Source organism: Coprococcus sp. RTP21428st1_C9_RTP21428_210409, assembly GCF_040227395.1.
GTDB lineage: Bacteria > Bacillota > Clostridia > Lachnospirales > Lachnospiraceae > Coprococcus > Coprococcus aceti.
The window spans coordinates 1-12,475 of the sequence record NZ_JBEHVV010000013.1 but is presented as its reverse complement, the minus strand read 5'-3'; the positions used below and the strand labels follow the sequence as shown (position 1 = coordinate 12,475).

The window sequence follows — 12,475 nt, the reverse complement described above, 5'->3', positions numbered from 1 at the left end:
GCTTTCTGCAGTCTTATCGTGGGAAGCCTATCCCAGTGGTCTTCTCTAAATTGTCTGATTCTCATTCACGGTCTCCTCAGATGCTCTTAATATAACGTCATAAAACTGTATTACCATTATATTGTTATCTCCAATTTCCGTCAACAGCCATCAAGTTTTTCGAATTTTATATTCTGTTTTTTTGATCTTTCACAGCTTTACCATTTCTATATCTTAACGGTGGTTCTCCCACCGCCGCAGAAAATTTCCTGATAAAATAACTTACATTTGGGTAACCTGATTTCATGGCAATCTCGGTAACCGACAGATCTGTGGACTCGAGAAGATGCCTTGCATACTTAAGTCTAACATAGTTCACATACTGTGTGAGCGTCATGTGAAATCTCTCACTGAAGAATCTTGACATGTACTTTTCCGACAGATGAAAATGTTCAGAAAGCTCAGCAAGACTTATGTGCTCATGATAATTATCCTGTATATATATAAGTATCTCCTTTTCCAGTCCACCTGACGCTCTCCCTGTCTTCGCTTCAAGCTGATCGTATTCCACTAAAAGATCTACAACCTGCAACAGTCTGATTCTCACCTGTATCTGTCTGTGTGTTCCAAATTTCCCATTTTCCTCTGACAACTCATCAAGAATAGGTATAAGTTTTTCAAGCAGATTCCGATTCGTCACTTCAGGTCTGAATTCCCGTGTGTGATTCCTAAGAGGGAAAAATATCTCATCCTCCAATTCATCCTTGGTCTGAAATGATATGAATTCCATCGGAAACAGAAATGTAAAATAATCCACCGGTGTTTCCGGGGCGGCCATCATATGCAACACTCCCGGACTTACTATATATACAGCTCCGTCATCCCCTATAAATTTCTGTCCATCAATCTCAACCATAAGTGGACCTTTCCTTACATATATTATCTCCACCTCATCATGCCAATGAACCGGGATCTGGAATGCATGTGGCCAGTATCTCATATGATACTCACAAAATGGATATTCTCTTGTTCCGTGTGGATGATTTTCCTTTAATTCTGCGTACATCTTAATCTCCTACCTCCACATTTGTCTCATACTACGTTGTCATACTACCCCATATGTGGAATATGTGCAACTTTTGATTGATATAGTACAAGATTCAGCCTGTGGAAATGCGATATTATACAATTTAGTTACAATATATAATTTGGCACTAGTCTGCAAAGGAGCAACGGTTATATGAAGAAATTATCTGCACTTTTTATACCTATATGTTTTGAAACACTTTTCTATATGTTGTCCGGTATGGTTGACACACTCATGCTATCATCAGTTGGGGACTATGCCGTGGGTGCTGTCGGAACCGCCAACAGTTATATCGGAATGTTCATCATCATGTTCTCCATCATATCATCCGGCATGATGACGGTCATGACTCAGAATATCGGCGCAGGCAGACCTGGGATTGCTTATCAGGCACGCCAGCTTGGTCTTATATTCAACTCAGTCATAGGTATGGGAATGTCTATATTCCTGTTCATTTTCTCCGAAAATATTCTTGATCTGATAGGAATAGCCGGAAACCTCAGAGAACCTGCCATGAGCTATCTTGAGATCGTGGGTGGCGGCTGTTTTCTGAATGCTCTGATTCCAATCTTTGCAAGCTACCTAAGGGCATTTGGACACACAAAGCAGCCTCTCATCGCTACCATAATCGGCAACCTTGTAAACTTCGCCTTAAATGCAGTTTTTCTCTTTGCGCTGCATAAAGGGGTGCAGGGTGTCGCTACAGCGACAGTCATATCCAAGGTTATCAACCTTGCAATTGTTATCTTTTTCTCCTGCACCCTTGTAAAAGCAGGGAAAAATCCCGAAAGGCTTTCTAACAGAACTGTCCTTTCACAGATCATCAAAGTCGGACTGCCATCTGCATTCGAATCCGTTCTGTACAATGTCGCCATGATGCTGGTGGTCAAGTTTCTGAACCAGATGGATACTGACGGAATAAATGTCACGGCACGATCCTACGCAGTCCAGATAAGCAACTTCTCCTACTGCGTCGGCTCAGCGCTCGCCCAGGCAAATGCCATCATGACCGGATGGCATATCGGTTCCGGCGATATAGATGCATGTAAAAGAGATACCAAAAAGGCCGCCATCATCGGTGTGATCGTGGCGACCTGTCTTGAAACTTTATTTGCAGTCACAGCCCCATGGGCCATGAAACTGTTCACCGACAACCCGGACATGGTACATATTGTCACAAGGCTCCTTGCTATTGACATCATCCTCGAGGTTGGCAGAGTTACAAACCTTGTCTACGGCCAGGCCTTAAAGACCAGCGGAGATGCGGTATTCCCAGCTGTCATAGCAGCTGTCTTTATGTACGTGTGTGCTGTCGGCGGTACATGGATGTTCGGCCTGCACCTTGGGCTCCTTGCAACCGGCGCCTACATAGGCCTTACCTGTGACGAATGTGTGCGCGCAGTGGGTATGGTCCTGCGCTGGCGAAGCGGAAAGTGGACAGAGAAGAAACTGGTGTGATAATATACTAATACCAAACGTATTCCAGAATGTATCAGCCCCATACTTCAGGCTTTTATCACAGAATTCCACCTATCATATACACCACAAATGCTGCAAGCCACGCCACAACGCACTGCCATATCACTACGGCGATAGCCCAGCGGTGCCCCATCTCTCTCTTGATGGAGGCGATGGCTGCTATACAAGGCGAGTAAAGCAGGCTGAATACGAGCAGCGATGCTGCAGCCCTGGTTGTGATAGCTGCGGTCACTGATCCGTTAAACAATATCTCAAGTGTGGATACCACACTCTCCTTCGCCATGATACCGCTTATGAGCGACGTACATATTCTCCAGTCGCCAAGTCCAAGCGGCTTAAATATCGGCACCAAAAGTCCGGCTATCGCAGCAAGTATGCTGTCCTGCGAGTCTTTCACCATATTGAGGTGCATATCAAAGCTCTGAAGGAACCAGATACATATAGTTGCAAGAAATATAACTGTGAACGCCTTCTGAAGAAAGTCCTTTGCCTTCTCCCACAGGAGCTGGCCTACGTTCTTCGCACCCGGAAGTCTGTAATTTGGAAGCTCCATGACAAAAGGAACCGCATTGCCCTTAAACAATGTGCTCCGATAAACCATAGCCACAATTATTCCTATCGCAATTCCAAGGAAATAAAGCCCTGCCATAATAAGACCGCCCTTTCCAGGAAAGAATGCGCTTACAAAGAACGCATATATAGGAAGCTTAGCCGAACAGCTCATATATGGAGTGAGCAGAATAGTCATCTTTCGGTCTCTCTCACTCGGGAGTGTCCTGGTTGCCATGACGGCCGGAACCGTACAGCCAAAGCCTATCAGCATCGGAACTATACTCTTGCCGGAAAGTCCAATCTTCCTGAGCAGCTTATCCATGACAAATGCAACTCTGGCGATGTATCCGCTGTCTTCCATGAGCGACAGGAAAAAGAACAGAGTCACTATGATCGGAAGAAAACTGAGCACACTTCCGACACCCGCAAATATTCCATCCATAACAAGGCTCTTGACGACTACATTTACATTTGCTGCGGTGAGAAGCTTTCCCACCTGAACCGTGAGCGCATCTATCCCCATCTCTAATAGTTTCTGCAGACCTGCTCCGATCACGTTAAATGTCAGATAGAACACCGCCAGCATGATACCGATAAAGCACGGAATTGCTGTATACTTTCCGGTGAGGATACGATCTATCTTCTCGCTTCTGATCCTCTCCTTGCTCTCCTTTGGCTTAACTACGCAATTTTCACATACCTTTTCTATGAAATTAAATCTCATATCAGCTATGGCTGCACTCCGGTCAAGTCCTCGCTCTTTTTCCATCTGGATTATAAGATGTTCTATCGTCTCTTTCTCGTTCTCATCAAGTCCAAGCCTTTCAAGTATGAGATGATCTCCCTCTATGATCTTGGTCGCAGCGAATCTAAGTGGCAGATCTGCTGCCTTTACATGATCCTCTATAAGATGCGCCACCGCATGTATACATCTATGTACAGCTCCGCCAAACTCATTCTCATCACAGAAGTCCTGTCTTCCAGGCTTTTCCTGATACTTGGCTATATGTATGGCGTGTCTTACAAGCTCATCCACACCCTCGTTCTTTGCCGCAGATATGGGAACAACCGGGGTTCCAAGCATGGCCTCCATCCCATTTACATCTATGGAGCCCGAATTGCCTGTGACCTCATCCATCATGTTGAGTGCGACGACAACCGGTATCTCCATCTCAAGAAGCTGCATTGTGAGATACATATTTCGCTCTATATTAGTAGCGTCTACTATATTGATGATAGCCTTTGGGTGATCATCAATCACAAAGTTTCTGGACACGATCTCCTCGCTGCTATAAGGAGACATCGAATATATTCCAGGCAGATCCGTCACGGAAGTATTCTCCCTGCCCCTTATCGGACCATCTTTTCTGTCGACAGTTACTCCAGGGAAATTGCCTATATGCTGATTTGATCCGGTGAGCTGATTGAACAGAGTCGTCTTTCCACAGTTCTGGTTGCCAACCAGGGCAAATGTAAGTCTTGTTCCTTCTGGAAGCGGATCACCGTCCCCTTTGACGTGATATTTTCCTTCCTCGCCAAGTCCTGGATGTTCCTTCTCCTCTATGATCTCAACTCTGGTGTGGGCTCTGGATCTTGTCTCTATCTGCTCTGCATCTATCTGCTCTGCATCAGCCAGTCTGAGTGTAAGTTCATATCCATGGATCTGAAACTCCATAGGATCGCCCATCGGAGCAAGCTTCACAAGGGTGAGCTCCGCACCGGGTATAACACCCATGTCAAGGAAATGCTGTCTTAGCTCTCCTTCACCGCCAACTGCCTTTATTCTGGCACTCTGTCCTACCTTCAAATCTCTCAGTGTCATAATTGATTATCCTTCTTTCATCATTCATCCAGATTCATCCACGCAGTCTTTCAGTACCACAAAATCGTCTGTCGAATGCCGTCTATTTATGTTTATTGATATTTTTTCTCAATTATAGCACGATGCGTTGTATGCGCAATATATAGATCCTGATTATCGTCTATATTTTCACGGCTTTTTCATGTGCATCTCTGTCTATAGAAGTCAGTTCCTTAAGTTCCCTCACCGTAAACACACCGCAGACAATCGCAGTTATTCCGTCCGCTATCGGTCCCGCATACATGACACCATCGATCCCCATGAATATAGGGAATATGATGATGAGAGGAAGCAGAAATAGTATCTGTCTTGTGAGTGACATGAACACACCAAGTCTCGCCTTTCCTATAGAGTTGAAGAAGTTTGATGTCACCGGCTGGATTCCATTTACGATGGTAAGAAACATATATATCCTGAAGTATCTCTCTGAAAACTGGAAGTACAGCTCGCTTCCCTCTCCAAATGCGCTTATGATCTGTCTAGGGAATATCTGGAATGCTGCAAATGCCACCACCGACAGAGCTGATGCTGCTGCCAGCGCCAGAAGATAAGTCTTTCTCACCCTCCTGTACTTTCCTGCACCATAGTTGAAGCCTATGATCGGCTGGGTTCCCTGTGATATTCCTATAACGATCGCCATGAATATCATGTTTACCTTGCTTATTATTCCTGAACACGCAAGTGGTATGTCGCCTCCATACACCGACTGTGCTCCGTATCTTGACAAAGTATTGTTCATGACCACCTGGACTATCGCCATGGCTATCTGATTGAAACACGCCGACGCACCGAATCTGAATATATTGCCGCAGGGCTCTCCTCGCATAACAAAACTTTCCCTGGTAAGATGTATTGTCTTGAAATGGAACATATATCTGAGGCTTATGGCAAATGATATGATCTGTCCTGTGATAGTTGCCAGCGCCGCACCGCGCATACCCATATCGAGCCCGAATATAAGTATCGGATCAAGTATAGTGTTGATGATGGCACCTGTCAGCATGGATATCATTGAATACCTCGGACTTCCATCAGCCATGATCAGCTTGCTCATTCCGGTATTCGCTATCAGGAATGGGAAACCTATCGCTGTTATCCTTGTGTACTCCTGTGCAAATGGCAGAACCTTGTCAGTTGCGCCGAATGCCTTTAGCATAGGTGTCAGGAATATTGTCGTCACAAGGAAAAGTGCCACGCCAAATATCGCCATGAGACAGATTCCATTTCCTGCTGCCTCAGCCGACTTCTTCTCATCTCCGGCACCAAGCTTCAATGAAAAGCTGGTCGCACTTCCTATGCCAAGAAGAAGCGATATCGCGGTACATGCCGTTGAAAGAGGAAATGCTATATTTGTCGCAGCATTTCCAAGCATTCCCACTCCGTGTCCTATAAATATCTGGTCAACTATATTATAAAGTGCTGTCACCAGCATGGATATGATACACGGTATGGCAAAGGTTGTGAGCAGATGTGCCTCATTCTCATATCCAAGGGGATTGTTCTGATTTTCATTTGTCTTTGTGTTATCAGATGTCATGATTCTGTATTGCCTTTCTGTCTGTATTGCGACTCAGTTTTTCATTCCATATTTCTTCAGGTCTACCCGGTCATTTTCAACCTCTATGCCGTCTGCCCTCAGGCGGTCCGCCTGGACATTTGCTCCACCGAACGCAAATGCTCCCGCAAGCTCACCCTTGGAATTCACCACTCGGTAACACGGTATATTCTCAGGATCAGGATTCTTATGAAGTGCATTGCCCACGGCTCTCGCCATCTTCCTGTCACCTGCCATCTCCGCAACCTGGCCGTATGTTGCAACACATCCCTTCGGAATCTTCTTCACCGCATCGTAGATCCTCTTTGTCGGACTGTAGGTTACTATGTCATAGCTATCCGCTATCATCTGCTTCACAGCATCCTCTGGCACACTTCCATCCAGTATGATAGTGTTCCAGTGTTCTTTGTTCTGATGCCAACCCGGTATGACAGACTCAAATGCCTGCCTCCAGAAATCCCGGCTTTCCGGATCAGCCTTCACATTCAGATTGATATATCCATTCCTCTCATAAGTCCAAAGGAATGCCTTCTTGCTTCCCTTGACTCTCACAAGCTGCCAATTCTGGTCGTGAAATGGCGCCTCCTGATACGTGTCAGGAAACGACAGACCGTATGCCAAAGCTTCCTCTCTTGTTGTCATTTGTATTTTTCCTTTCCTGTGTTGCGATTATGTAATTATCTGTATCCCTTAAGATATCTCTTCTGCTCATCAGTTATGCGGTAACTCTCCACAGCCTTCTGTATTGTCTTTCTGTGAACCCAGTCGGACATGCGGTGTTCTTCTATGTACGGAATTACCGCATCCCACTGCTTTGCCAGAGCTGTAGCCATGTACCACGCTATCATCATGTTGACATAATACTCATCAGACTCAACTCCCGCCACAAGCTTCACATACTCAGGCTCAAAATCCTCGTCAAGATAAAGTCTCATGAGCATTCCTATTCCGTACCTTATAGTATAGGTCTCGCTTGAGGCAATCCAGCGCTTGATGACCGGTAGCAGTTCTTCCTTGTGCTTTTCAAAACACTTCGGTGCCGGAAAATCACAGGTTGCCCAGTTGTCTATATACGAAAGAAATCTCTCTACCTCTGATAGACATTTATCATAGTCCTTTATCCTGGTTATGAGCATCATGTGAAGATTGTTTTCCTCGTAATAATGGTGTGGAAGTTCTTTTATAAACTTTTCTGACAGTTCTGTTCCAGCTATACTCTTTGCATATTTTCTGAGCACGGGAACTCTTATGCCTATGACAGTCTCCTTGTCGGTGTCAGGCATAAGCCTGCTGTGAAAATCTCTGTATGCCATATCCTGTAGTTCAAACAGATGCTTTTGAATCTCCTCCATATTTTCACCTTACGCTTTCTAATTTTCTCGTTGTTAGTTTTCCATTTTCTACATTTTTCTATTCTAACTCATAATTGTATACAACTATTATATCTAATACTATCTGAATTTCTTCACATGCTCCGATATAAACCGAAACAGTTCGATATTGACCTTCTCATTCTTCTCCTCCGCCTCAAGATATTCAGGCACTGAAATATCTGTCTGAACCTCTCCGCATACATCAACGCCCAATATTCTTGAATGTCTTATACCACCGTCATATCTTTCATCATTACGACAAGCGTCTGTATTTTTTTCTTCAGCCTGACCGCCAAGAAAGACACTGAGCAGACGTTCAAGTCCATCGATTGACATATCCCCCTGACTCCAGTTTGTCTCCGTGTATTCTGTTCCGAGGACGTCTTTGTCTATAGATATGTACAAAGGCAGATCTGTTCTGATATGGTTCAGCTTATCCTCAGGCAGTCCACCATGCAGGTCTTGGGCAGAAAATATCAACAGTCTTCCGCTTGAGATATCCCGGGAAATATCATACGAATCATCGTACTCAGCATCTTGTACATTATACCCACATTTATAGCTTTCCACATTTTCTTGTCTCCCCTTGGAACCTTTATAACTTTCCAAAGTCTGCTCTATATCTGACTCCGGCGGACCTACAACCACCAGCTGTCTTAGATTTTCATTCTGTATAAGAGTCTGTCCCGCCCAGTCTCCACAGCTCATCATTTCTGGAACCATAGGTATCTGCATGTCTGTATGATGATCATACATAACCAGCCCAAACGGTTCGGTTATATGATCTGTTATAATCTTCGTTATATAATGATAATTTCCCGAATCTATATAATGTATACCCTGGATTCCGTACGGCTCTATCCTGCCCCATATTTTTTCATACGCATTTTTTGAACAATACATATCTGTCTCTTGTATATCAGAGCAATCTATGTATCTGAATCTATCTATATCTTTTATATCCTCATCACGATATACGTGAGTAAAATCCAAAATCATATTCTCATTTTTCACCTTGCTGTCACCCATATACAACCCCCATATATCCAATAACAAGTCAATTTCGCAGCAATATCGATTAACCTGTCAATGATAAAATAATCTTAATATAAAAATCGCCCGACTGTATTCTAACACAACCGGACGATTTTAATCACTATTTGTCTTTCTTTTTCCTTATGTGGATCTCCGGGATTGCCACCGTGTCATATGTCACAGACGAGTCATCCTCACCCACATTATCCTCATTGTCATCATGGCTCTTTGTGTTCACCTCAGGAATAGCCAGATTGTCAAATGACATGTTGAATCTGTGATGCTTTTTATGCTGTTCTTTATTTTTTTCTCTCATAGTTGGTTATACCCCCTAAAGTATGTTTATGAAAAATGTAATTACCAGGCTGTTCAGGAAGTCAGCAAATAAACTTCCTATAAGCGGTATTATCAGATATGCCTTGACCGAAGGAACATAGCGGTCGCATATAGCCTGCATGTTCGCCATGGCATTTGGCGTTGCTCCCATACCGAATCCGCATGTTCCGGCGGACAGAACCGCCGCATCGTAATCCCTGCCCATCACGTTGAACACAACAAAATATGTGAACAGCATCATGAGTATGAGCTGCGCCGAGAGCAGTATGATCAGCGGAAGTGCAAGTTCTGCAAGCTGCCACAGCTTCAGTGTGATCATCGCCATTCCAAGGAACAGTGACAGGCAGATACCACCAAGGTTGTTGATCTCACCCATGTATATATCAAACTTACCGGAATACTCTCCGATATTTCTGATGACCGCAGCCGCGATCATCGCACCTATATATATAGGAAATGTAAGTCCTGTCTTTGTGAGAAGTTCCGATATGATGGTTCCTATTCCTACGGCTATGATGAGCTGGAACACAGCTGCCGCATACATATTGGTATGGCGCTCGTGTTTCTTCTCATCCTCAACCAGTATACTGTCGTCCTCGGCAACTGCAGTGTCCAGAAGCTTCTTCCTGTCTATGAGTCTCTTGCCAATAGGTCCACCTATAAGACTTCCTGCGATAAGTCCAAATGTTGCCGCAGCCGTGCATATAGTTGTTGCCCCCTTGACATCAAAATCCTCCAGCACCGGGCCAAACGCTCCTGCAGTTCCATGACCACCTACCATAGGTATAGATCCCGTGCAGAGTCCAACAAGCGGATCAAGATGCAGCAGCTTACTCACCCCGAGTGCCAGAAAATTCTGGGACACTATAAGCACCACAACCAGTCCAAGGAATATGAACAACGACTTTCCTCCGCTCTTTAAAACCTTGAGATTCGCCTGGAATCCAACGGATGTGAAGAAGAATACCATGCACACCTCTCTCAGCGTATCGTCAAATGTAAATTCTGCTATGCCAAGACTGTAACACACACAGGTCAGGACTGCGAAAAGCAGACCTCCTATGACCGGCGCCGGTATGCAGAATTTCTCCAGGAAATTAATTCTTTTCTTCAAAAACTGTCCCAATATAAGTACCAGAACTGACACCGCCAGTGTCTGATACATATCTATCTGTATCTCCATGTAAGACCTCTCTTATCTATATTATATACACATGCAGACATCCGTGATCAGATACCATTTTACCCAATATCATCTGCATATATTCTTTTCCGCATTCAGTATATTTATTATCAGCAGCTGACAACTACTGTTCAGCCGGGATCTCTATTCCTTTTTTCTGATAATAAGCTTTCGCACCATCATGAAATGGAATGGTCACGTTCTTCACAGCCTCACTCTCATCTATCTGGAAGGTGAGTGCTATTGAATACTGGATATCCTGCGCATGTTCAAAGAGAAGTCCTGTGAGCTCCTCCACTATCTTCTCATCCATATCATCCCTGGCGAGGAGCACTGCTCTGACACCGAGTGTCACAACATCCTGAGTCTGTCCCTCGTAGGTTCCCGCTGGTATGGTGTAATCCGTATAGAAGCCGTACACGGATTTTAGTCTGTCCCTGCATTTGTCATCTATTCCGATGAGCTTTACGTCACATTCCTTAGACAGCTCCTCGATCACCGAGGTCTGTATACCTGCTGTACAAAAGAATGCATCTATCTGTCCTGATTTGAGTTCATTTGCCGCATCCACATAATCGAGATTAACCGTGTCCACAAGGGATTCCACAAGGCCGGTCATCTTAAGTATCTGCTCTGCATTTCTCTGGGTACCGGACTCCTCCTCACCCACAGAAATCTTCTTGCCCTGAAGATCATCCAAGCTGTCTATTCCCGAGTCAGATCTCACCACGATCTGACACGCCTCAGTGTACAGGCTGGCAACTGCCGAGTACCCTCTGTACCTCTTCTTGTCCGTGGCGCCTGTTCCGTTGTAGGCCGCATCCACCAGATCCGCCTGGGCTATCGCCATGTCCACATATCCGTCGGACAGAAGCCTGATATTCGCCGTGGAGCCTGCAGTAGCCTTTACCTCAAAATCAAGATCCTCATTCTCCGAGGATGCTATCTGCGCAAATGCGTTGGAGAACGCATAGTATCCGCCGCCAACTCCCGCGGCTCCCAGCTTCACGGAATCACTGCCGATGCCACACCCGGCAAGGGAAAGTGTCATCAGAATGGCTGTTCCCACTGCAACCATCCTCTTTATCTTTTTCAGTTTCATTTCATTTTCCTCCTTACGTGACTTGGCGAAAGATCTTTCTCTTCGCTATTACCACCACCATACAACAATCCCGTATAACACGAAATAAAGGGCTTATCGCCCTTTATTATCGCCGTCCATATACCATGTACATCATTATTGTTATTTTACAACTATATTTAACAAAATGATATGGATAATTGTATTTTATATCTATAAAATCATCCTGAATCCGTCTATGAGAGCTATATTATTTACTTCTTTATAATTTTTACGCCCTTATCTGCATCAATAATGCCGCCCTTCGCTGTAAGCTTTTTATTCTTTCTGACATCCAGCTTAGTCAGTTTGTTAGGCTTGCAGAACAGTTTTTGAAGACTTCTGCTCTTGCTTACATTCAAGGTCTTTAAGCTATTATTACCACAATACAATGTTCTGAGTTTCGGTGTGTTTCCGGTCGACAGAGCTGTAAGCTTTCTTCATCTTTTTGTTCTTACTCACATCAAGTCTGGTTATCTTGTTGCCTGAACTTGCTGTCTGGGAATGCCTTCTTATAAATCTTGACCTTGGCTATAGCTGCGCTTGTAGTTACAACTCCATTTCCCCATACACTTCCCATAGATGCTGTCACCATCGCCGCAACGACCCCCGCAATAACCAATCGCTTCAACCCGGTAACAAATGTGTAATTTTTCCTGTCTCTTATTTTTCTTTATCTCCCTTTATATAAATTTTCAGCATAAAAAGGCACATTTCTATTGTATATAAGTAAACTTAAAAGTCAACTCCGTATTGCTGCTTATTATTTTTATCATATTTTATTGCAAATGCCGGAGCACTCCGGAATATAAACAAAATAAACGGCGGAGTCATTGTCTGATATGTACCCTCTTTACTGGACAACCAGTAAGGAGGGTATTTTTATGCGTTATAGTTATGAGTTTAAAATGATGT

12 protein-coding genes are annotated in these 12,475 nt (G+C 44.3%); 1 reads left to right on the top strand and 11 read right to left on the bottom strand.

Features of this window, described 5'->3' with window-relative positions:
• Positions 1–166: 166 nt before the first annotated feature.
• Positions 167–1,045, bottom strand: coding sequence for an AraC family transcriptional regulator (locus ABUA34_RS04285; protein ID WP_015534040.1), 879 nt, complete (start codon positions 1,043–1,045; stop codon positions 167–169).
• Positions 1,046–1,219: 174 nt separating this feature from the next.
• On the opposite strand from ABUA34_RS04285, the gene ABUA34_RS04280 reads away from it, so the two are divergent.
• Positions 1,220–2,524 (top strand): MATE family efflux transporter, encoded by a 1,305-nt coding sequence (locus ABUA34_RS04280; RefSeq protein WP_349822889.1) that lies wholly within the window; start codon positions 1,220–1,222, stop codon positions 2,522–2,524.
• 58 nt (positions 2,525–2,582) lie between these two features.
• On the opposite strand, the gene feoB is transcribed toward ABUA34_RS04280, so the two are convergent.
• The 10 genes from feoB to ABUA34_RS04230 form a co-directional block, all read right to left on the bottom strand.
• On the bottom strand, positions 2,583–4,919 hold the full coding sequence (gene feoB / locus ABUA34_RS04275; protein WP_349822888.1) for a ferrous iron transport protein B: 2,337 nt from the start codon (positions 4,917–4,919) through the stop codon (positions 2,583–2,585).
• 160 nt (positions 4,920–5,079) lie between these two features.
• Entirely contained in the window at positions 5,080–6,495 is a 1,416-nt protein-coding gene (locus ABUA34_RS04270; RefSeq protein WP_015534042.1) for an MATE family efflux transporter, read from the bottom strand.
• Between the two features lie 33 nt (positions 6,496–6,528).
• Positions 6,529–7,155, bottom strand: a complete 627-nt coding sequence (locus tag ABUA34_RS04265) for a methylated-DNA--[protein]-cysteine S-methyltransferase (RefSeq protein ID WP_015534043.1) — start codon at positions 7,153–7,155, stop codon at positions 6,529–6,531.
• A gap of 35 nt (positions 7,156–7,190) precedes the next feature.
• Positions 7,191–7,865 carry a DNA alkylation repair protein gene (locus tag ABUA34_RS04260; RefSeq protein WP_349822887.1) on the bottom strand — a complete coding sequence of 225 codons (675 nt, stop codon included), beginning with the start codon at positions 7,863–7,865 and terminating at the stop codon, positions 7,191–7,193.
• A gap of 99 nt (positions 7,866–7,964) precedes the next feature.
• A complete protein-coding gene (locus ABUA34_RS04255; RefSeq protein WP_349822886.1) occupies positions 7,965–8,915 on the bottom strand; it encodes an arginase in 951 nt (316 codons plus the stop codon).
• 127 nt (positions 8,916–9,042) lie between these two features.
• Entirely contained in the window at positions 9,043–9,237 is a 195-nt protein-coding gene (locus ABUA34_RS04250) for a hypothetical protein (protein ID WP_004851427.1), read from the bottom strand.
• A gap of 15 nt (positions 9,238–9,252) precedes the next feature.
• A complete protein-coding gene (gene gltS, locus ABUA34_RS04245; RefSeq protein WP_055273905.1) occupies positions 9,253–10,440 on the bottom strand; it encodes a sodium/glutamate symporter in 1,188 nt (395 codons plus the stop codon).
• Positions 10,441–10,564: 124 nt separating this feature from the next.
• The gene (locus ABUA34_RS04240; RefSeq protein ID WP_022216943.1) at positions 10,565–11,542 is read right to left on the bottom strand and encodes a TAXI family TRAP transporter solute-binding subunit; all 978 of its coding nucleotides are present in this window, start codon (positions 11,540–11,542) and stop codon (positions 10,565–10,567) included.
• A 233-nt stretch (positions 11,543–11,775) separates the two neighbouring features.
• Positions 11,776–11,922: a hypothetical protein gene (locus ABUA34_RS04235; protein WP_156329483.1), complete on the bottom strand. Its 147-nt coding sequence runs from the start codon at positions 11,920–11,922 to the stop codon at positions 11,776–11,778.
• 101 nt (positions 11,923–12,023) lie between these two features.
• Positions 12,024–12,191: a hypothetical protein gene (locus ABUA34_RS04230; protein ID WP_156333013.1), complete on the bottom strand. Its 168-nt coding sequence runs from the start codon at positions 12,189–12,191 to the stop codon at positions 12,024–12,026.
• Positions 12,192–12,475: the final 284 nt, after the last annotated feature.